This is a genomic window from Halapricum salinum (assembly GCF_004799665.1).
GTDB lineage: Archaea > Halobacteriota > Halobacteria > Halobacteriales > Haloarculaceae > Halapricum > Halapricum salinum.
In genome coordinates this window covers 1,002,383-1,022,997 of the sequence record NZ_CP031310.1, presented here as the reverse complement: position 1 = coordinate 1,022,997, position 20,615 = coordinate 1,002,383, and the positions used below count along the sequence as shown (strand labels likewise).

Annotated in this window: 23 protein-coding genes; 14 read left to right on the top strand and 9 right to left on the bottom strand. The window is 64.2% G+C overall.

Features of this window, described 5'->3' with window-relative positions; genetic code table 11:
• Complete coding sequence (locus tag DV733_RS05060; protein ID WP_049994331.1) at nucleotides 1–372, top strand: universal stress protein; 372 nt, start codon at nucleotides 1–3, stop codon at nucleotides 370–372.
• Between the two features lie 64 nt (nucleotides 373–436).
• Nucleotides 437–1,951 carry a hypothetical protein gene (locus DV733_RS05055; protein WP_049994100.1) on the top strand — a complete coding sequence of 505 codons (1,515 nt, stop codon included), beginning with the start codon at nucleotides 437–439 and terminating at the stop codon, nucleotides 1,949–1,951.
• 108 nt (nucleotides 1,952–2,059) lie between these two features.
• On the opposite strand, the gene DV733_RS05050 is transcribed toward DV733_RS05055, so the two are convergent.
• On the bottom strand, nucleotides 2,060–2,275 hold the full coding sequence (locus DV733_RS05050) for a DUF7535 family protein (protein WP_202594280.1): 216 nt from the start codon (nucleotides 2,273–2,275) through the stop codon (nucleotides 2,060–2,062).
• Between the two features lie 85 nt (nucleotides 2,276–2,360).
• Between DV733_RS05050 and DV733_RS05045 the strand changes: the two genes are divergently transcribed.
• Complete coding sequence (locus DV733_RS05045) at nucleotides 2,361–3,773, top strand: sensor histidine kinase (RefSeq protein ID WP_049994099.1); 1,413 nt, start codon at nucleotides 2,361–2,363, stop codon at nucleotides 3,771–3,773.
• On the opposite strand, the gene leuS is transcribed toward DV733_RS05045, so the two are convergent.
• Complete coding sequence (gene leuS, locus DV733_RS05040) at nucleotides 3,774–6,659, bottom strand: leucine--tRNA ligase (RefSeq protein ID WP_049994098.1); 2,886 nt, start codon at nucleotides 6,657–6,659, stop codon at nucleotides 3,774–3,776.
• Nucleotides 6,660–6,766: 107 nt separating this feature from the next.
• Between leuS and DV733_RS05035 the strand changes: the two genes are divergently transcribed.
• Entirely contained in the window at nucleotides 6,767–7,312 is a 546-nt protein-coding gene (locus DV733_RS05035) for a hypothetical protein (protein ID WP_049994097.1), read from the top strand.
• Between the two features lie 39 nt (nucleotides 7,313–7,351).
• Nucleotides 7,352–8,248 (top strand): alpha/beta hydrolase, encoded by an 897-nt coding sequence (locus tag DV733_RS05030; RefSeq protein ID WP_237560487.1) that lies wholly within the window; start codon nucleotides 7,352–7,354, stop codon nucleotides 8,246–8,248.
• A gap of 47 nt (nucleotides 8,249–8,295) precedes the next feature.
• Here DV733_RS05030 and DV733_RS05025 read toward each other — a convergent pair whose 3' ends face one another.
• On the bottom strand, nucleotides 8,296–8,661 hold the full coding sequence (locus DV733_RS05025; protein WP_049994095.1) for an ArsR/SmtB family transcription factor: 366 nt from the start codon (nucleotides 8,659–8,661) through the stop codon (nucleotides 8,296–8,298).
• A 94-nt stretch (nucleotides 8,662–8,755) separates the two neighbouring features.
• Between DV733_RS05025 and DV733_RS05020 the strand changes: the two genes are divergently transcribed.
• From DV733_RS05020 to DV733_RS05010, 3 genes are all read left to right on the top strand, one after another.
• Nucleotides 8,756–9,451: a DUF7509 family protein gene (locus DV733_RS05020; RefSeq protein WP_202594279.1), complete on the top strand. Its 696-nt coding sequence runs from the start codon at nucleotides 8,756–8,758 to the stop codon at nucleotides 9,449–9,451.
• A 79-nt stretch (nucleotides 9,452–9,530) separates the two neighbouring features.
• The gene (locus tag DV733_RS05015; RefSeq protein WP_136342282.1) at nucleotides 9,531–10,364 is read left to right on the top strand and encodes a hypothetical protein; all 834 of its coding nucleotides are present in this window, start codon (nucleotides 9,531–9,533) and stop codon (nucleotides 10,362–10,364) included.
• The gene (locus DV733_RS05010; RefSeq protein WP_049994094.1) at nucleotides 10,365–10,604 is read left to right on the top strand and encodes a hypothetical protein; all 240 of its coding nucleotides are present in this window, start codon (nucleotides 10,365–10,367) and stop codon (nucleotides 10,602–10,604) included.
• 755 nt (nucleotides 10,605–11,359) lie between these two features.
• Here the strand turns inward: DV733_RS05010 and DV733_RS05005 are convergent.
• Nucleotides 11,360–11,809: a peroxiredoxin gene (locus tag DV733_RS05005; protein WP_049994328.1), complete on the bottom strand. Its 450-nt coding sequence runs from the start codon at nucleotides 11,807–11,809 to the stop codon at nucleotides 11,360–11,362.
• Nucleotides 11,810–11,933: 124 nt separating this feature from the next.
• On the opposite strand from DV733_RS05005, the gene DV733_RS05000 reads away from it, so the two are divergent.
• A complete protein-coding gene (locus tag DV733_RS05000; RefSeq protein ID WP_049994093.1) occupies nucleotides 11,934–12,728 on the top strand; it encodes a 2-amino-3,7-dideoxy-D-threo-hept-6-ulosonate synthase in 795 nt (264 codons plus the stop codon).
• 126 nt (nucleotides 12,729–12,854) lie between these two features.
• Nucleotides 12,855–13,025, top strand: coding sequence for a hypothetical protein (locus DV733_RS17050; RefSeq protein ID WP_154019527.1), 171 nt, complete (start codon nucleotides 12,855–12,857; stop codon nucleotides 13,023–13,025).
• Here DV733_RS17050 and DV733_RS04995 read toward each other — a convergent pair.
• Nucleotides 13,022–13,696 (bottom strand): HAD family hydrolase, encoded by a 675-nt coding sequence (locus tag DV733_RS04995; RefSeq protein ID WP_049994092.1) that lies wholly within the window; start codon nucleotides 13,694–13,696, stop codon nucleotides 13,022–13,024. The two genes, DV733_RS17050 and DV733_RS04995, sit on opposite strands and share 4 nt — an antisense overlap.
• A gap of 58 nt (nucleotides 13,697–13,754) precedes the next feature.
• On the bottom strand, nucleotides 13,755–14,699 hold the full coding sequence (locus DV733_RS17045; protein ID WP_049994091.1) for a hypothetical protein: 945 nt from the start codon (nucleotides 14,697–14,699) through the stop codon (nucleotides 13,755–13,757).
• 111 nt (nucleotides 14,700–14,810) lie between these two features.
• On the opposite strand from DV733_RS17045, the gene DV733_RS04990 reads away from it, so the two are divergent.
• The 4 genes from DV733_RS04990 to DV733_RS04975 all read left to right on the top strand — a co-directional run bounded on the left by DV733_RS04990 (nucleotide 14,811) and on the right by DV733_RS04975 (nucleotide 18,334).
• Nucleotides 14,811–15,221 (top strand): SHOCT domain-containing protein, encoded by a 411-nt coding sequence (locus DV733_RS04990; RefSeq protein WP_049994090.1) that lies wholly within the window; start codon nucleotides 14,811–14,813, stop codon nucleotides 15,219–15,221.
• Between the two features lie 94 nt (nucleotides 15,222–15,315).
• On the top strand, nucleotides 15,316–16,491 hold the full coding sequence (locus tag DV733_RS04985; protein ID WP_049994089.1) for a 3-dehydroquinate synthase II: 1,176 nt from the start codon (nucleotides 15,316–15,318) through the stop codon (nucleotides 16,489–16,491).
• A gap of 46 nt (nucleotides 16,492–16,537) precedes the next feature.
• A complete protein-coding gene (locus DV733_RS04980; protein ID WP_049994088.1) occupies nucleotides 16,538–17,026 on the top strand; it encodes a cation:proton antiporter regulatory subunit in 489 nt (162 codons plus the stop codon).
• Nucleotides 17,027–17,116: 90 nt separating this feature from the next.
• A complete protein-coding gene (locus DV733_RS04975) occupies nucleotides 17,117–18,334 on the top strand; it encodes a cation:proton antiporter (RefSeq protein WP_049994327.1) in 1,218 nt (405 codons plus the stop codon).
• On the opposite strand, the gene DV733_RS04970 is transcribed toward DV733_RS04975, so the two are convergent.
• From DV733_RS04970 to DV733_RS04960, 3 genes are read right to left on the bottom strand one after another with little or no spacing between them, the layout of a single operon-like run.
• The gene (locus DV733_RS04970; RefSeq protein WP_049994087.1) at nucleotides 18,335–18,763 is read right to left on the bottom strand and encodes a DUF7575 domain-containing protein; all 429 of its coding nucleotides are present in this window, start codon (nucleotides 18,761–18,763) and stop codon (nucleotides 18,335–18,337) included.
• Nucleotides 18,764–18,769: 6 nt separating this feature from the next.
• Complete coding sequence (locus tag DV733_RS04965) at nucleotides 18,770–19,486, bottom strand: type I 3-dehydroquinate dehydratase (protein ID WP_049994086.1); 717 nt, start codon at nucleotides 19,484–19,486, stop codon at nucleotides 18,770–18,772.
• Nucleotides 19,487–19,522: 36 nt separating this feature from the next.
• Nucleotides 19,523–20,554: a DNA-methyltransferase gene (locus DV733_RS04960; protein WP_049994085.1), complete on the bottom strand. Its 1,032-nt coding sequence runs from the start codon at nucleotides 20,552–20,554 to the stop codon at nucleotides 19,523–19,525.
• Nucleotides 20,555–20,615 lie beyond the last annotated feature (61 nt).

Genomic DNA, 20,615 nt, shown 5'->3' with positions numbered 1-20,615 from the left:
ATGACCACGTACCTGCTCGCGAGTAGCTCCGTCCACACGAGCGCGGCGGCCTGTGACTACCTCGCCGACCGGCTGGGCGACGAGGACACGGTGATGGTGCTCGGCGTTGCCGAACCTGACGCCCCCGAACGGGACGCTGGCGACGCGATCAACGTCGCCCGGGCGCGGCTCGCGCCCGCTACTGTGTGGAGCGAACAGCGCGAGGGCGACCCCGTCGCGGAGATTCTCGATCTGGCGGCGGACGTCGAGGCTGACGAACTCGTACTCGGCCAGCGCGGCGGCGACCCCGAGGGCGAGACGACAGGCCTGGGGAGCACGGTCGCGGCGGTCGCGGGCGAGACAGACCGGCCAGTCGTGGTCGTTCCGGTGTAGTTCGCTCGGGGACAGCCGTCACTCGACCGCCACAGTCAACACCTCCGGCGCACAACCCGGGGATATGTCGGCATCCGAACTCGCGGCCGCCGTCAAGGAATCACTGGAAGTCGACGCTGAATCCTTCCAGGAACGGGCGGCCGCGGAGGCCGAGTGGCTCAAAGACGAGGTGCGGGAGGGGACCTTCGACAACAGCGAGGCCATCGTCGGTCTCGAACTCGAACTCTACGCCGTGGACGACCGGACTGACGCCCTCCAGCGCGTCCCACGACCCCTCCTGGAGCGAATCGGCTTCGAGAAGGAACTCGGGCTGCACAACGCCGAGATGCAGACCAGTCCCCAGCCCCTCAATTCCTTCGGGTTGGAGGCCCAGGAGCGGGAACTGCAGGCCAATCTCGTGCCCGCCCAGGAGCGGACCCGCGCGGAGAACATCCGGCTGGTCAGCGACGGCATGTGGACAGTCCCGCCGACGGGCGAGACCGCCCGGCAGTACCTCTCGGACTCGATCGAACAGGACGGCGTCAGGATCGGGACCAACATGTCCGACGCCGTTCGTTACCACGCGATGGCCAACACGGACTACCCCTCCGGGCTGTGTCTGGACGCCCCGAACGTCACGCTCGAAGCAGACACTGTGATGCCCGAGAGCCTCATCACGTCGATCCAGCCCCACGTCCAGGTCCCCCACGCACCTGACCTCCCCGAATACTTCGCCTACGCGCTGCGCATCGCCGGCCCGCTGCTGGCGATGGGTGTCAACTCACCCTTCTTCCCGCCGGATCTCTACGACGACGTGCCCGACGCGACCATCCTGGACGACGCCTGGATGGAACATCGCATCTCGGTGTTCGAGTCGGTGCTGAACGCCACCGACGAGTCCGTCCCGAAGAAGGTGTGTTTCCCCTCGGACTTCGAGAGCGTCGAGGACGCCATCGACTCGATCGTCGCCGACGAGACCATCGTCCCCATGGAGGTGACGCACGGCGAGCGCTTCGACGACCAGTTCGCCCACGTCCGGCACAAACACGGCTCGTACTGGCGGTGGATTCGACCAGTCTTCGACGGCGCGACCCGCTCGCAGGCCAACGCCCGCATCGAGTTTCGACCCCTGCCCGGCCAGCCGACGATCCGCGACGCCATCGCCTTTCAGGCCGTGTTCGCCGGCCTGCTCGAGAGTCTGGTTCGGCGCGAGCACCCTGTCCGAACGCTCGACTGGAAAACCGCCGAGGCGAACTTCTACAACGCGATGCGGGACGGACTCGACGCCCACCTCACCTGGATCACCGGGGGCGGCGAGACGACCGATCTCGACGAGATATACGGCGAATTGTTCGAGCACGCCCGCGACGGCCTGGAGTTGCACGGCCTCTCGACCGAGGCCGCCCGCCGGTACATCCGGCCGCTGCGCGAGCGCGTCGACCGCCGGATCACGCCCGCGCGCTGGAAGTTCGGCTACGTCCGTCGCCGGGTGCAGGAGGGTGTCCCGCTTGCGGAGGCGATCTGGGGCATGCAGGCCCAGTACATTCGCGAACAGGAGGCGACGCTCGTCGACGGCGACTTCACTGACTGGCTGAGCTAGGAACCGTCACTACTGCAGCCACCTTCTCGAAAGCCCTGCTTGTTCGTGTTGCTGTCATCGATTCCGAGCCAGCGAGTCGAGGGTGTTCCTGCGGTATTCGCGTTGCAGTCACAGTTTCTCCAGCAGCTTCGAGATGGCCCAGACGATGACCAGCAGCGGGAGGAAGGGGAGCATAATGATCACTAGCCCGAGAAACAGGGTCCACCCGACGGCGTTCATCCCAGCGTCCTCGTGACTCCCGTACCCCGGCGTCACCGTCCTGATGATCTTTTTCACGACCGGGGCCGGCGTCTCGTCGGCTGATTCCATCTCGGAAGCACTCATACGTGCAGCTAGGTCGGGTCGGAGCATAAAGACTGGCGCTGGTCTGGGCAATACTTTCAACCGGGTGGACACGGAAGGCAACCACATGGGAGAGCCGCCGGCGACGACTGACGAACTGCTGACGGCCGTCCTCCGGACGTTCCCGGACATCGGGTTCGTCCTCGACGAGAAGGGGACCTACGTCGAGGTGCTGGCGGGTCCCGAGACCGAATCACTGGGTTACGAAGATCCCGAGGCCCTCGAGGGCGAGCGAATCCCCGACCTGCTGCCCGCGGAGACGGCGACGCGGTTCATGAACGTCATCAGCGACGCGATCCGGACAGGGCAGTTTCAGACGATCCGCTACCCGCTCGAGGTCGTCGAGGGGCGGCGCTGGTTCGAGGCGCGGGTCGCCCCGATCGAGACGAGCGCCGACCGCGAGCACGTCGTCTGGATCTCGCGAGACATCACCGATCTTCGGAACGAACTGGAGACGCAGGCCCGGACCGCCGACGCCGTCGTCCAGACCATCGACGACGTGTTCTACCTGGTCGACCCCGACGGGTCGCTGCACCGCTGGAACGACCGCCTCACCGCTGTCACGGGGTATACCGACGCCGAGATCGCCGACATGCACGTCGCGTCGCTGTTCGCCGAGACCGACGCCGACGCTGTCGAGACGTACCTCGAAACAGTCTTCCAGACCGGGGCCGCTACCACCGAGGGGACGATCGAGAGCGCCGATGGCGATCGCATTCCGTTCTCGTTCAGGACCCACGCATTCGAGCACCCTGAACTCGGCGAGGTCGCCTGCGGGATCGGGCGGGACATCACCGACCAGCGAGCACACGAGCGGACCCTCGAACGCCGAAGTCACCAGCTACGGCTGCTGAATCGACTCCTGCGCCACGACGTGCGCAACGACCTCACGACGATCCGGGGTGGGATCGAACACCTCCGCGCGGAGAACGACGATCACGACGACGTCCTCGCGCGGCTCGAACGCGCCACCGAACACATCGTCGAGTTGACCGAGACTGCCGGGCGGCTGGCAGATCGCATCGACGCCGAGGAGGAACCGCAGTTGGCCGCAGTCGACCTCCGGCCGATCGTCGAGGCGGCCATCGACGAGGCGCGCGAGCACTACCCCGAGGCGACGATCGACTGTCGTGACCTCCCGGCTGTCGCCGTCCGTGCCGACGACCTCCTCGACGCCGTCGTGTCGAACCTGCTCGACAACGCGATCCGGCACAACGACTGCCAGGAGCCGACGGTGACGGTCTCGGTCGAGCAACAGGCTGCGACGGTCACACTCGGAGTCGCCGACGACGGGCCGGGGCTGTCGGACACCCAGAAAGAGCGACTGTTCGAGAGCGACGCGACGAGCGGGCAAGCCCCCGAGACCGGGATGGGGCTGTATCTCGTGGATCTGCTGATCGATCGCTACGACGGGACGATCACTGTCACCGACAACGAGCCGACCGGGGCAGTCTTCCGGGTCGAACTCCCTCGGGCGTAGTTATTCGAGGTGGACGGCCGGCCGGAACGGCTCGGCCTGGCTCGCCTTCCCGGCGGGGTCGTACGGATCTTCGTCCTCGGCGTACACTTCGACGTCGGCGTCGAACTCCCCGGCGAGGAACGACCGGGCGGCCTCGTAGACCGACTGCTCGTCGATCTCGCCCATCGCCTGGAGCGTCTCGTCGTCGCGCTCGCGCACGACGCTGACCATCTCCTGAGCGAGGTCGTTGACCTCGTTCCCCTTCTCCCGCAGCGATTCGTGCTGCATGACCTTCCCCATGACCGCGCCGACGTCCGGGCCCGTCTCGACGACGGTATCGAAGACCGTCCGCTTCCAGTCGGCGGCGACGTACAGCCGGATCGTCTCGGGGTCGGTGTCGGTGACGTCGACGATGTCGGCCACGTCGTCGGTGACGTCGGCGATCAGCGACTCCTCGACCTCGGTGCGTTTCGACTCGAACTCGGGGTCGGGTTCGGGCCAGGCGGCGTCCTCGACGGGTTCGCCCGCCAGCTGTTCGTGGAGTTCGTTGGCCATGAACGGGACGAACGGAGCCAGCAGCCGCAGCCGGGTCCGCAATACCTCGCGCAGCACCCACTTCGCGCCCGGCCGGTCGGTGTCGGTCCGGCGGCGGTACCACTTCAGGTGCTCGTCGAACTGGTAGAACGCAGCCTGGGAGGCACTGCGCGTCTCGAAACGATCCATCGACCCCGTAGCCTCCCTGACTGTACTCTGCAGTTTCGACAGCAGCCAGCGATCGACGTGTTTCAGTTCGTCGCGAGCGCCCTCGGGGACGGGTGTCTGAATGACTTCTTGGGCCCGAGACCAGAACCGTTCGAGCTGGTTCCGGGTCGTCCCGACCTGGTCGGCTCGCCAGTCGAAATCCTGCCACGGTTCGGAGCTGTTGAGAAGGAAGAACCGGACGGTGTCGGCCCCGTACTCGTCGATCGCTTCACCGGGGAGCACGACGTGCCCCTTCGAGGAGGACATCGCTTCACCTTCGAGCAGGCCCATCCCCATCACGGTGATCCCCTGGGGCCAGTTGGCCTGGTCGAACAGCTCGGCGTGGTGGAACAGGTAGAAGGTCAGATGGTTCTGGATCAGGTCGTTGCCCGAACACCGGAAGTCGACGGGGTACCAGTAGTCCCACTCCTCGCGAAGGTCCAGCGCCCGTTCGTCCGGCTCGTCCACCGCGTCTTCGCCGTAGAACAGCGTGTCGAAGAAGTCGTGATCCATCTCCTCGACGGGCACGTCCTGCAGGCGGTGGGCGACGGTGTAGTAGGACATGTAGATCGTCGAGTCGCTCAGGGGCTCGATGACGAAGTCCTCGTCCCACGGCAGTCGCGTGCCGAGGCCGTAGTTACGAATGGCCGGCCACTCTTCGAGCCAGCCGATGGTGTGGTCGTACTGCTCGCGGGTGCTCTCTGGGATCGCCTCCAGCTGGGAGACGGCGTCGTAGGCCTTCTGCTTCCACTCCTCGTCGCTGTAGCGGAGGAACCACGTGTCCGCACGCGCCACCTCGACGTCGCCGCCACACCGGCAGACGACCTCTTCGGTGTACTCGTACATCAGGTCGAACAGATTCTCGTCACGGTAGTGATCGCGGAACCGCTCCCGGACGTCCTCGATGACCTCGCCCGCGAACTCGCCGTAGGAATCGAGGAGTCGCCCAGCGTGGAACTCGTCCTGGTAGAGATCCGCGGTCACGTCTTCCAGTTTGGGGTCGTCGCTGGATTCGATTCCGGCGGCCTGGACGGCGTCCCTCGCTGGGATCTCGCCGTAGCCCTCGATCGAGAGGATCGGGACCGGTTCGATAGCTTCGACAGCGTCGGGGTCGATCCCGTACTCGCGCATGCGCTCGTCGTCAGCTTTCGCCTCTTGCAGCGCCACGTAGTCGTCCGGCGAGTGGGCGGGCACGGACATGACGACCCCGGTGGCGTTGTCGGCGTCGACGAAGTCCGCCGGGAGGATCAGCACCTCGTCGCCGGTGACGGGGTTGGTGACCGTCTGGCCGATGATGTCCTCGACAGCGACCTCCACTCTGATCTCGACGTCGCGGGCCTGCAACTCGAACTTCTCGGCGGCCTCGGCCGAGCAGAACCACGTCTCTCCGTCCACGTCGGCGAGCACGTACTCGGCGCCGGGATTGACGTACGCATTTGTCACACCGCGAACCGTCTCGGGCCGGAGGGTCGCCATCGGCGCGACGACCTCCTGACCGTCGATCTCGGCCCCGAACTTCACGAGCGTGAACTCCTGGAACTCCGCGTCTTCACCTTCGAGGAGGTCGTGGGTCGTGACCGGCTGCTCCTCGTTGGTACAGTAGTTGACCGGATTGAGCCCCTTCTCCAGCAGCCCGCGCTCCTTGAGCGTCTCGTACTGCCAGGTGATGAACTTCGAGTAGCGCTCGTCGTTCGTGGTGAACTCCCGGCGCCAGTCGATCGAGAGGCCGAGTTGCTTGAATCCCTTCTTGTAGTGGTTCTCGATGAAGTAGCGGGCGAAGCCCATCGGGGTCTCCAGGTCCTGCAGGGTGTCCTCAGGGACGTTGTAGGTGTCTCGCAGGACCGACAGCTGTTCTTCCTCGCCCTCTTTGAGGCGCTCGACAGCGCCGATGATGGGCGTGCCGGTGACGTGCCAGGCCAGCGGAAAGAGGACGTTATCGCCCTGCAGGCGGCGATAGCGGGCGTAGACGTCGGGCACAGTAAACGTGCGACAGTGGCCGATGTGCATTCCGCCGCTGGGGTAGGGGTAGGGGACCGTGATGAAGGTGGGGTCCTCCTCGCCCTCTTCGGGGTCGGCCTCGTAGCGCCCCTGTTCGTCCCAGCGGGTGCGCCACTTGTGCTCCAGGGCACCCGGTTCGTACTCGTCGTTGCGTGGCGGAGCGGTCATATTCCCCTGTCCGGCACTCTCAGTAAAAAGACCTCCCATAGCGGCCGAACCGTCCACAGAGTGCGACGCCGGAGGATATTCATAGGGGCCGTGTGAATGGCCAACACGTGCGACGCAATCAGGGACGTGGGTCCGGACCGGAACGGTCGGTCCGGCGCGTCGACTTCCACGATAGCGGTGGGGAACCGTCGCGGGAGGCCACCGGCCCCGTTGGTCGGTCGAACGCCGAACTGGCCGGACAACTGGCTGGCCGCTCGGCGGCGATCCGGACGGACGGCATCTCGGGAACGATCTTGGCCGTCCCAAACGTCGAACTCGGCGCAGTCGCCTACGACCACCAGCTCGACGCGGCCGAGGAAGCCCAGCAGCGACTGCTGATACTGCTCGATCTGGAGAACACCGGCGACGAGCCACTACGCTGGAATCCCAATCGGACACGGTTTCTCGGCACCGACGATTACACCTACCAGCCGTCGTCGCTCTCGCTGGACCCCGATCGGTTCGGGCCGGGCTGTCACACCCGATCGGTGACGATCGAACCCGGTCGCCGTGCCCGGGTCGTGACGCTGATCGAGGAATTGCCGGCCGGCGTCGAGATCGAGACCGTCGTTCACCGGCTCCGGCGAGGTCGAATCGAAGTCACACTCGCCTAGCCGATGCTACCGGACGGCCTCCACCCGCAGGCAGCGACGATGGTCCGACGTCAGCGGCGGGTGCAGCGCCTGTTGCCAGACCAGAGCGTCCGGGGGCTCCGTTGGCTCACACGCCTGGGCGCGTGGCTCCGGGACGCCCCATCCGTCGGGACCGTCCACGACCGGGCGATCGCCGGTCCCGACGGCGAGATTTCGATCCGAATCTACCGCCCCGAGGGTGAGACACCTTTTCCCACGATCGTCTACTTCCACGGCGGTGGGTTCGTCAGCGGCGATCTGGAGAGTCACGACGCCCTCTGTCGGTATCTGACCCGCGAGAGCGAGTGTGTCGTCGTCTCGGTAGACTATCGGCTCGCGCCCGAACACCCGTTTCCTGGTGCTGTCGAGGACGCCATCGCCGCGACCGAGTGGGTCGCCGATCACACCGACTCCCTTGGCGGGACGGGCCAACTGGCGGTCGTCGGCGACAGCGCGGGCGGGAATCTGGCTACGGTCACGACACTGGCCGCCCGCGACCGCGGCGGCCCCGAGATCGACTACCAGGCGCTGATCTACCCGGGTGTCGGGACCAGAGAAGACCAGGAGTCAGTTCGGGAACACGCCGATCTCGTGCTCTCGCGCGCGGACCTGGAGTGGTTTCGGGACTGTTACTACGGCAGCGAGATCACCCTCCAGAACCCCTACGCCGACCCCACGAGAGCCTGTGATCTCTCGGGACTGCCGCCGGCGACGGTCATCACGGCCGGGTTCGACCCGCTCAGAGACGGCGGACGTGCCTACGCCGAACAACTCCAGGCGGCGGGCGTCGCTGTCCGCCACGTCGAGTACGAAGACATGATCCACGGGTTCGTCTCGATGACCGATCAGATCGACCGTTCGACGGAAGCGATCGCGGACGTGGCCGAAGGCCTGCGGACGGCACTGCTGGCAGAGTGATACGCCCACCAGCTATCAGCGACCTGACCGCACTTCAGTAGGGCAAGTCAGGCGACGACTGCCCGATCCCGGATCGAGTCGAATATCTGTGGAACGATCGCTTCTGCCAGCGGTGACAGTTCGTACACGCGATCGCCACCTTCGCGGTACTTCCCGACGAGCCCCGCTTCTTCCAGTTTGTTCAGATGGTGATAGAGGTCGTTCTGGCGTCTGTCGAGCAACGTCGCCAGTTCGCCGCTGGAGGTCTCACCGTCGGTCGCGAGCAGATAGAGAATCGTAAACCGCGTCGCCTCACCCATCGCGCTGAGCCGAGCCACCTCTCGTCCGAGATCGAGGTCCTCCCCGAGCAACTCCTCCTCGACTCGCTCGCGCGCAGTTGGTCGGTCGTCTCGAACTGTCTCTCGCTCGCTCATACTGATTACTCGTGATCCTATCGTTAAAATCTTAACGCTGGTTAAGACGCGTCTCCAACACTAATTTATATATTGGGGGGACTCTCTCGAAACGATGTCGATGGAGCAGATGAGATACCGGGGGGAGTCGGTGGGAGACATCATCGAGCGTTCTATTTCTGCCCCTGAGTCAGCACCACTGTTGTTCTTGATGGGGCCGTATCGGTTGTTGGATCCGAAATACGTCTATGCAGAGGGGGAGTTCCCGCTTCCGACGGATCCGCTCGCGCCGAGTAATGAGGTTCCACAGCCGGATCTCATCGAGACGACTCTCCGGGAGATAGCATCGCGAATCTCCGAGGCAACAGCGGCGACTGCGTTCATCGCGAGTGACGTCGATATCCCGACGCGGAAGGAAGTAGCGGACAAAGGGCTGGACGAGCCAGGGATGGCCGTCATCGATCAGTCCGTGGCCTTTGCCAGAGCAAGTGCAGGAAACGCGTTCGTGTTCACCAAGGCAGGACTCACGACTGGTGTCGGAGCAGAAACGGGTGCGATCCCTGAACATTTTCGACTCCGGAAACCCGGCGAGTCCCTGCGGGATCCACGGATGTTCTGCATCTTCGCAGAGGGGGAACGAAGAGACAACGGAACGTACGATCCGAGATTCAGTAGTGCGTCTATCGACGAGATGGACGACGCCTACGACCTCAGATTCATGTACTTCGAGACTCGCGAGGAACTGGTCGAGAAGTTGGTCACGTTTGTCGAGGCGTACGTCATTCCCTTACACGGGGATGACCAATTGTGAACGATCGTCACCATGAGAATAAACTATTTAACTATATTCGAATGATAGTATTTATATGTGTATTTGTTTTTGGTTGTTGATGTATGAGAGAGAGAGAAGACGAAAATTCATCAAATCAGTCGGCTCACTTTCACTGATTAGTAGTATTGGTATCGCAAGCGGAAAAAGAGAAAACAGTGGAAGGTCTCATTCCCCAGGTGAAGGAGCCGCGTTCAGACCTTCTGGAGCGAATGGTGAGCTACACGAACAAATGAGTTCAGCATTTCGAGAGGGAGGTTCAGATGAAGTGGAGTCCGTGTTGGAACGTGCCGATCTAGCATATGTACATGACTCCGGCACGCCAGAGAGTAGCTTTGAGACGGACGATGAAGTGTCTACGATGGATCGATATGAAAAAAGTGACTCGGAATTAAGTGTGGCTTCCGTTACGATTCCGCATACAGATCAAATAAGCGTCCATGTGATGGTCGATCTTGAGAATGTCGAGTCTTCAGTAGGGTCAGCGACATATGCAAATGATGCCGTCGGGATGGCGTTTAATGGTGACCACTGGTCGTTGGTAGGTGAGCCGGATGTCTACGCCGAGAATCCTCATTCAGCAAGCTTCTTTTCTGATTCCACAGGTGGCAGCGGAGGAGGACTTGTTGGAGAAATCAATTTATCGGCAGATCCGTTAGTTCTCCCAAACAATTCATACGTTGAACTCTATGCTGAATTAGAGAACTTGGATGGTGTTGCAGGTTCAATATTGGGGTATTACAAACACACAGAAGCATTTTGGGTTGAGCATAGTATTCCAATCGACAATGTGTCGATCGGGATAGACCCCCTGAGCATAGATATCAACACTGATGCCGATACTCTGTGGGATATCGGAAAGTTCAATGACCCCGAGGATGCTCTGAAACGATAAATGGACAACGAAGGCGTTCTATTCAATGGTGCACAGCTCTGGTTCATCGTCTTCATATTTTTTGAGATTTTTCCCGAACCATATTATTCATCCTCATTCAATACAGTCGTAAATGCCATCGGCCTCACGCTCATCTATCTGATTCCGGCGTACGTCGTGTGGCGAGTTGCAACCGGAAAGTACCCGTCGGACGTGCTACCGGACATCCTGTTGCGCTCTTCGTCCGACGAGAATACTTGAGAACGTGGCTGAGGTTCTCGATATCGATGGAATGGTCCTTGGCGTACCCTCTCGCCTCGCTGGCTAGGAGACAATAACTGCAACGCTGATAACGCAGGAAAGCCCTCGACTCGCTGGCGCACGCTCAGCAGCATCCCGTTCGTTCCACTCACGGGAACCCTGTTGCTGAGCGCATCTGTTCGCTACGCTCACCGCCACCGAGTCTCGCCCTTTCATCCTCCAGGAAACAGCACAGCAAACCTGCCCTTCCCCAGGTCACTCGACAAGACGCGCTCCCGGCCACTGCGGGGCGGTCAGGAAGCGTGTTCCGGCGTCCTGCGGCGCGAAGCGACGCAGGGCTCGCGAGAGCTTGCTCTCGCGGCGCACTCGCGCCGGAACCGGGGAGGTGTGGGGGAACGATAATGCGGTGCGGTCGGAAGCCTGGTGGATGAAAGGGCGAACCTCGCTCGCGTTTATCTAGTCGCTACGGCGGCCACTATCCGAGCGAGCACCGCGAGCGAGGATATGCCGCGTAGCGACCGCGAACGAGGTGAGGGCTTTCCCGAGTTGGTGAAGTTGTCACTGATTCCTAGCGATCGAGGTGAGGGCTTTCCACCGGTGGGGGTTCCAAGGGTTTCGAGGTCAACTCCTAGCGAACGTGCGACAGGCTTGCTGGAACGACTAACTATCAGTTCCCTCCCGTCAGGAGAAAGTTGTGAACCTCCCTGAAGCAAATATGAAGAACCGTATCGGGAAATCAACTGACGAAGTGGCCCCTACGGCGAAACGATCCCAGTCTCGACTAGATCTTCCAGCACGTCCGCGGCGTGGCCCTCGGGGTGGACGCCCTCGTAGGTCGCGACGACCTGGCCGTCCACGACGACGAACGTCGTCCGGGCGGCCGCGCCGTTCTCGACCGGGACATCGAACGAGTCGGCGATATTGCCGTCGGGATCGGCCAGCAGGTCGAACGCGATGTCGTATTCGTCGGCGAATTCGCGGTGGCTCTCGACGTCGTCGGTCGAGACGCCGTAGACAGTGACGCCGGCCTCCCGATAGGCCGAAAGCGAGTCGTCGAATCCCTCGGCTTCGATCGTACAGCCGGGCGTGTCGTCGCGGGGGTAGAAGTAGACGACTGTCGGGCGGTCGTACTGGCAGACGACCCGCTTGTCGTGCTGATTCTGGGCGGCGAACGTCGGCGCGTCGTCACCGGGTGTCAGTGGCACACCGACGGGTGCGTGCGCCAGCGACACAGACGTTTCGGTCCGGCACTGTCCCGCCGAGCGTGTCGCCAGCGGGTCGGCGTCTCGAAATCGTTTTAACCGTCACTTGCCACAGAGTCACATACTAATGAGCGCAGGGAAAGACGCACGACTCGCGCGCATCGGGACAGGGGGGCGCCACCTCATCGTCCCCATGGACCACGGGATCACAATGGGGGCTGTCACAGGCCTCAAAGACATCGAGTCCACCATCGACGGGATCACTGCGGGCGGCGCGGACGCCGTCCTCACCCAGAAGGGGCTGGCCGAGCGGGTCCACCCGAACAAGAACGGCGCGGGCTACATCGTCCACCTCAACGGCTCGACGACCATCGGCCCCGACGAGGACGACAAACGCCTCACTGGAACGGTCGAAGACGCCATCCGAGCGGGCGCCGACGCCGTCTCCTTTCACATCAACGTCGGCTCCGAGTACGAACCCGAGCAGATCACCCAGCTAGGTGAGCTGACCACTGAAGCGGGACGATTCAACATCCCCGTGCTGGCGATGGCCTACGCCCGCGGGCCGGGTATCGACGGCTCCGATCCCGAGGCCCTGGGCCACGCCGTCAGACTGGCCGAGGAACTGGGCGCGGACGTAATCAAGACCTCCTACAGCGGCGACGCCGACAGTTTCGCCCACGTCGTCGAGTCGACCGCCAAACCGGTCGTCATCGCCGGCGGCTCGAAAGGCACCGATCAGCAGACCCTGGAGATGGTCCGCGGTGCGATGGACGCCGGCGCGGCGGGCGTCTCGATGGGGCGGTCGATCTTCCAGCACGACGACCCCGAGGAGATCACCAGCGCCGTCGCGAGCGTCATCCACGACGACGCCAGGGCGCGCGACGCGCTGGAAGCCGCCGGGCTGACCGTCGAGCCCTGATCTCGCGGACACAGTTTTCCGCCCGGGTACACAACACAGACTATAGTAACAATTGAAACGATTTACACACCGATCGCACTGTTGTCGTGCGATCGTGTGTGCATTGACTTTCAATGGCTACTATAGATGACAGACGCACCCGCCGTCGAGCGACGTGTGGTCGATCCCGTTATCGGGACGTGTCCATTTTGTGCCTTCGAGGGCGCGCGGATCGCCGTCTATCGCCACATCGAGTCGAGGCACTCCGAGATCGATCCGGACGATATCTTCAGCGATCCGGTCGGCGATCTCGCCTAGAAGATGGTCGCCAGCCCGTCCGGGGAGTCGAACGTATAATCCGGCGTGTGCGCCGGGTCGGCAGGCGCGCCCAGGTCATGTTCGTCGGGGACCCAGCAGGCTCGCAGTCCGGCGCGTTTCGCGCCGATCACGTCCGCCCGGTAGTCGTTGCCGACGTACAGCCCCTCCGCGGGATCGCGGTCGAGCGCGTCGAGCGCCTCGTGAAAGGGATCGGGACTGGGTTTGGGAGCGGGGCCGTCACCGGCGTAGACGACCGTCTCGAAGGCGTCGTCGAGCCCGAGTACGTCGAGTTTGGTCTGCTGTGTCTCTCGGCTGCCGTTGGTGACGAGGCCGACTGTCGCTCGTTCGCGGGCCGCTTCGAACGCTTGCCGGGCACCGGGTCGCCATTCGACGGCCGTGTCGTCTTTCACTGCGAGGGTCGCCCTGGCGAGCGCGTCGGTGTCGACCGAGCCGGCGTCGACGCGCTCGGCCGCGAGGCCGAACAGTCGTCGGAAGAAATCGTGGTCGCTGTCGGCGTTGCCGACCCCGGGTCCGACCTCGCGGATGGTCTGGACGTCACAGAAGGGATCGATCCCCGCCCGTTCGAAGGCCGCGGCGTGGACCTCCGCGTCGTCTTGGGTCGAGCGACACAGCGTGCTGTCAAGGTCGAACAGGACGGTGTCGTAAGTCATTGGAAGGCCTAGTCGGCCACAGTACAAGAGTTTCTGGGTCTCGACGGTCGGGAACGGCTCACTCTGGGACCGTCGTGACGGTCGGTTCGGCTGGTCGGTCCGCACTCTCGGTGGCATCGATGGCTGCCGGTAGCCACGGCGGCGGGTCGGGATCGACGCTGGCGGGCGTGTCGAGATCGTAGGTGACCGAGACGACCCGCCGCTCTGGTCCATCTCGACGGTCGACCCGATAGCTGAGTTCGTGGACGAGCCCGCGCGTATCGACCACCATTCGTCCTCCAAAGGACATCTCGGAATCGTCACTGGGGCTGAAAATAAAGGCGATCGCTGGGCGACCGTCGACAGTCGTGGTGTCGGTCGGCACCCAGTGACCACTGTCGAGTTGCCCCTTGAGCGTGAACCGAGCGGTCGATTCGCTCAGTCTCGAGACTGATCTACTCATACTTCGATACGTCTCGTTTTCGGTGTGCTGGATGGTCCCGTTTTCGGCGTCGTATCTGGTCTCGTTCTCGACGCTGTACTCGGTCCCGTTCTCGATGTACCCCTCCCTCTGTAGTACGCGTCGCTCCTCGGCGTGCAGGCGGACGTAGTTGGACTGGTACGTGGCTACGTCGTCGCTCACGGCGATTGTTCCCCGGGTAACACGACGGAACTCGACCGTTCCGTTCGTCCATTCTGCGGTGGTCTCGTTGATTTCGAGCACGAAGTCCGTCCCGCCCAACAGTCGCTCGTTAGCTCGTGCGAGCGCGTCGCTATTGACGATCCCCCGTCTGTCGGTGCCAGGCGGCATCTCGACGCCCTCGAAGGTCGCGTCGGGCCTCGCCGTCTCGACTGTCTTTCCGCCTCGCGGACCGTCCGAAGGAGTCCGTTCGGTCGTGATCGGCGGCGGCTCGGCGGCAGTGAGATCCGCGGCAGGGCCGCCACCCGTCCCGTCGCTCGGACCTGAACACCCCGCCAGCGCGAGTCCGAACACACAGACGAGCAGGAGGGCTATCCGTCGCATATCTATCCACTCCACAAACTGGAGATAAATAAACACCTGTTCGCGATCCGCGATCATCGAGCCCAACACGTTGGTAGAAGACTCACCGTACTTGCGGCCCTCGATGCAGACATGAAACACGCAGACAGATGCGCATTCGATCTCGAGGACAGTGACTCGCTCGCGCCGCTCGTTCCAGGTGCCGTCACCGTACTCACGCTGACAGTCGCGTTCGGACTACTCGCGGCCGGCTTCGAGTTCTTCTGGGTGACTTTCATCGTCGGCTTCGGTGTCGTCATGCCTATCGCGGTCGGGCTGGCCAAACGCGCCGAGGCGGACCGCGAGCGGGGAAGAGATGGCACGGCGGAGTCCGGGCAGGCAGACGCGCTGGACGACCTCCGGCGGCGCTACGCCCGCGGCGAACTCACCGACGCCGAGTTCGAGCGCCGACTCGAACGGCTTCTGGAGACGGAATCGGTTGCGGACGCACGCGCCGCCGTCGGCGACTCACAGCGACCAGTCGGCCAGCGACGAGTGGACTGAGACTGAACAGGCGGAGGTGTCGATGTCGGCTCGTCGTCGGCACGGTCGGCAGCAACCGCCACTCTCAAGCGCCCCGACTGCGAGCGTAGGGACAATGACACGGACCGTCTGGCTCAAGGCCGACAGCGACGTCGGCGACTGGGAGACACGGAAGCGACGGATCACTGCCGGGCTGGAGGCCGGCGTCGACTGGGTTCTGGTGGACAAACACGACGTCGACCGCGTCCGGGAACTCGGGCAGGTCAACATCGCTGCCTTCGCCGGGGGCGACGTCCACGTGATGGAGGCCGAGGGCGACGAACCCGAACCGGACGCCACCATCGTCGGCAAGGACGGCGAGGGCGACGGCACTGTCGAGCTACCTGCGGACTTCTCGGGCTCTGCGGACCTCTCTGCGCTGCGGGCCGAGGACGGTCCCGACGGCGGCTACGTCCGCATCCTGAGCAAGGACTACGAGGGCTTCGCCGAAGAAGTCGCGACGGAAGCCGACTACACCATCGTCATCGGCGACGACTGGCAGATCATCCCCCTGGAGAATCTGATCGCCCGCGTCGGCGAGGAGACCGACCTCATCACCGGCGTCCAGACCGCCGGGGACGCCCGCACCGCCTACGAGACGCTCGAGATCGGCGCGGACGGCGTCCTGCTGGACACCGACGACCCCGACGAGATCAGAAAGACCGTCGAAGTTCGGGACGAGGCCGGCCGCGAGTCCCTCGAACTCACGTACGCCGAAGTGACGGCTGTCGAGCAGACCGGCTCCGCGGACCGGGTCTGTATCGACACCGGGAGCCTGCTGGAACACGACGAGGGGATGCTCGTCGGATCGATGTCCCGTGGCCTCTTTTTCGTCCACGCAGAGACCGCCGAGTCACCCTACGTCGCCTCCCGCCCCTTCCGGGTCAACGCCGGCGCGGTCCACGCCTACGTCCGGACGCCCGACGGCGGCACGAAGTACCTCTCGGAGTTGCAGAGCGGCGACGAGGTCCAGGTCGTCGACAGCGAGGGCCACACCCGCGAGGCCATCGTCGGCCGCGCGAAGATCGAGAAACGACCGATGTTTCGCGTGCAGGCGAAACTACAGCGCGAGGACGGCGACGTCGACCGCATAGAGACACTGCTGCAGAACGCCGAGACGATCAAGGTTCGCACCCGCGAGGGGCGCAAAGCCGTCACTGACCTCGAACCCGGCGACGAGATTCTGATCTACTACGAGGATACCGCGCGACACTTCGGCGAGGCCGTCGAAGAGTCGATCATCGAGAAGTGACCGCGCCCATCTGAGTTTTTATAGGCGTGCCGCCGCGAGTACGACCATGACAATCGAAGAGAGCGACCTGCCCGGCGTGGGCAAGAAACACGTCGTCGACCTCGACGGGGACGTCGATCTGATCATCGTCACACACAACACGGGCAAGCGGGAGGTGTTCCGGCGTCCGACGCCGGACGCAGACTCAGAGAAACTGTTCGAACTGAACGACGACCTCGCGCGGACGGTCGGGACGATTCTGGAGGGGGCGTACTTCCAGCCGGTCGAGGCCGAGAAACAGAAGACGACGCTTCCCGGTGGGATCTTGCTGGAGTGGTACGAGATCCAGCCCGGCTCGCCGCTGGCCGGCGAGACGATCGGGGGCGCGCACGTCGGCAGAGAGACGGGCGTGATCATCGTCGCGATCGAGCGGGGTGGCCAGACGCTCGAGAGCCCGAGTCCCGAAACCGAACTCCGGGAGGGAGACACGGTCGTCGTCATCGGGACGGGCGAGGAGTGTGACGCCTTCGAGGACCTGCTGGTCGGTGACGGATGAACGCAGGTGTGACAGGGCGACGGCGACCGCGATCGAGACCGTACCGCGCGGGGGTGCAGAGCCGTGGCTAACCTCCTCGAAGTCGGCGTCATGTTCGCGTCGATCGCGACTGTCGGCTGGTTCGCGAACCGGCTCGGCCAGTCGGTCATCCCCTTCTACATCGTGACCGGGATGGTCGCCAGTGAGTACGTCGTCGGTCGGCTCGACCTCCCGAGTTCGGTCGCCGGCACCGCGCTCCCGAGAGAGGGCCTGTACATCGCCGAGACGGAGTTCGTCGAACTCGGCGCGGAACTGGGGATCGTCTTTCTCCTCTTCTTCCTCGGGCTGGAGTTCAACATCGAGCGACTGCTCGCCCGTCGCAAACAGATCGGACGGGCCGGGACGATCGACGCCCTGATCAACTTCCCCGTCGGGTTCGCGCTGGGCTGGCTGTTCTTCGGTTCGTTACTGCCGGCGTTTCTGGTCGCCGGGATCGTCTACATCTCCTCGTCCGCGATCATCACCAAGTCGCTGCTCGATCTGGGCTGGATCGCCAACGACGAGGCCGAGCCGATCCTCGGCGTACTGGTCTACGAGGACCTCCTGATCGCGGTCTATCTGGCGGTGACCGCCGCCGTCGTCCTCGGCGGTGGCGACGTCGCCGCAGCCGCGACGTCGGTCGGGGTCGGGCTCGGATTCATCGCCCTCTTGCTCGTCGCGGTCCAGTTCGGGACGCCCCTGTTCGAGCGCCTGCTCGGGACGAACTCACACGAGTTCGTGGTGTTGCGGACGATCGGCCTCACTGTGCTGGTCGCCGGCGCCGCGCTGGCGCTGGGCGTGAGCGAGGCGGTCGCGGCCTTCTTCGTCGGGATGGGCTTCGCCTCGACTGGCCACGTCCAGCAGATCGAGGAGTTGCTCGAACCGTTCCGGGACACGTTCGCCGCGGTGTTTTTCTTCTGGATCGGGCTGGTGACCGACCCGTACCTGGTCGCCGGCGTCGCGGGCCTGATCGCCGTCGCCATGCTCGCGAGTACGCCCACGAAGTTCCTCAGTGGCTTTCTCGGCGGTCGGGCCTTCGATCTGGACGCTCGCCGGTCCACGCGAGTCGGGCTCGCGATGACGACTCGCGGGGAGTTCTCACTCATCATCGCAACGCTCGCGGTCTCGGGTGCGGCCGCAGGGACGATCCCGCAGGAGACTGCGAATCAGATCAGCGCGTTCGCCGTCGGCTACGTGCTGGTGATGGCGATCATCGGCACGACGCTGATGTCGTACTCGAAACCGATCGAGACGGCCGTCATGCGGCGGTTCGAGTCCGATGGAGACTGATTACTCTTCACTCAGCGGTTCGGCACACCACGGGCAGAAATCGAGTTCTTCGTCTTCGAGGTCGTGGCCGCATGACGGACAGCGACTGGCGGCCTCGCCAGCTTCCCGGGAGACAGTCTCGTTGTGCCGGCTCGCCAGCGCGTAGGCGTCGAGCATGCACAACACCGTGAGTACCAGCATGGTCAACTGGGCGTACAGCGGGAGCTGTCGGCTCATCTCGATCAGTGCATCGATGCTGGCCGTCTCCGGCGTGATATCGGCGGGAAAGAGCACGAGCGCAGCCGTGACGAGCAGCCCGAACCACAGCGCTGCTCGAACCCACTCCCGCAAGTAGAGGTGGCCCACACCTGGGTAGAGCAACGAGAGAGCAGCCGCGAGCCACGGGCGCTTTTGCGATCCTGACACCGTATCGCTGGAATTCTCGGTCATACGTTGTTAAGCTTGACTTTCTCCCGCGAGCGTGTCGATCAGTTTCCGCAGCGTCGTCAGATCGTACTGCCCCGGCGCGGTCGCCTCGGCGGGATCGACGGGCGCGTACCCGATCCGCGAGCCGTAGAGGGGCGCGACCGCCCGGGAGTGACGGCCGGGTTCGCCCATCGCCATCGTCGCAACGGTGTCGCCCTCGGCGGTCGCAGCCCGGGTCGCGACCAGCAGGTCCAGCACGTCCGCTCGTGCCTGGGCCGTCACGGCGACTTTGCCGACGTCGCCGTACTCGCAGGCCTCACGCAGCGTCTCCTGTAACTCTCCCATCCCGGGCGTGGCCTCGAAGTCGTGCCATGAGACGACCACGTTCGCGCCGTGCTCGCGGGCGTGAGCGGCCACGCGCTCGCCGTCGACGCCCGGCTGTCCGGTGCCGGTCGTCCCGCCGTCGCGCATGGTCTTCAGTTCGATATCGACCGCCTCGACGGCGTCGTACTCGACCGCGGTTTCGAGTACGTCCAGTCGTGTCGCGTCGTCGTCGGCCTCGCCGCCGTCCCACTCGGCACGGTTCGTCGCGAGGATCGGTAGTTCACCGTCGTAGGCGTCGAGCGCGGTCAGGGGATCGTCGGCCAGATCCATCCGAAACTCCACGCAGTCGGCGTGCTCGCGGGCGTCGGGTTCGTCGTGCAGGTCGGCGGTTGCGGCCGCCAGCACGAACGAGTCGAAGTTCATAGGCGTCGTTGTGCCGGCCGGGACAAAAGCTCCCCGTTAGGGGTCGTAGGGCGCGTGGGTCGCCGTGTATCCGTCCGCAGTCTCGCGAACGTCCGCGACGGTATAGAGGCGGATTCCGCGCTCCTGTTTCGTCCGAACAGGCGTGTCGTAATAGTCGGCCTCGTATTCGAGGTCGCCGCCGTCGGCTTCGTGATCGGCGACCCACGATTCGTGACGCTGGAGTCGCTCGCGAGCACGTTCGCGCGAACGCACGCTGACCCCGTCGATGCGGTGGTCGAACGCCGCCCGGAGGTCGGCGTCGCGTTCGTAACCCACCGAGTGTCGGCCCGCGAACATCGCGGCCAGGCTGGTCGTGCCGGTCCCCCAGAAGGGGTCGAGGACGGTGTCGCCGTAGACCGAAAACATCCGGATCAGGCGTAGCGGGATCTCGACCGGGAACGCACCCGAGCGGTCTCGGACGCCCGCGTCGAGGTCCTGGCCGGTTCCACGGACGTCGGTCCACAGGTCCGAGAACCAGCGGTTGCGCTCCTCCCAGAAGTACGCGCTCTCGTAGCGGCGATCGGCCCCGGCCGGAAACGACCGGCGGCCGCCGTTGCGGACGAGCAGGATCGACTCGTGCTCGAGCGTCGGATAGGCGTTCGGCGGAATCATCCCCGATCCCATGAACTTCGCGCCGCTGTTTGCGGGTTTTCGCCAGACGATATCGGGGAGCACGTCGAAGCCGCGCTCGCGAAGGCGGCGCGTGATCTCCGCAGTGTTGGGATACTGCCGAAAGCGATCGAGATTGCGGGTGGCGTCGCCGACGTTGATCGCCGCGATCGCGCCGGGTGCGAGCACGCGCTGCAGTTCGGCCCACACCGAGTCCAGAACGTCGTGCATCAAATCGAAGGCACGGTCGCCGTCGCCGGCGTCGAGCGCCGCGCCGATAGCGGGATCGAGAGCGGCGAAGACGTCGTCCCACATCTCGATCATCGGGTACGGCGGTGAGGTGACGACGAGGTCGACGCTGTCGCTGGGGAGGTCGAGGTCGCGTGCGTCGCCCGTGACGATTCGATGGGTCGTCTCCACGTCTGCCCGGTAGAGTGGCCCCTTTAGGTGTGTTGTGGTCCGGGAGCGCGAGAAATACGTC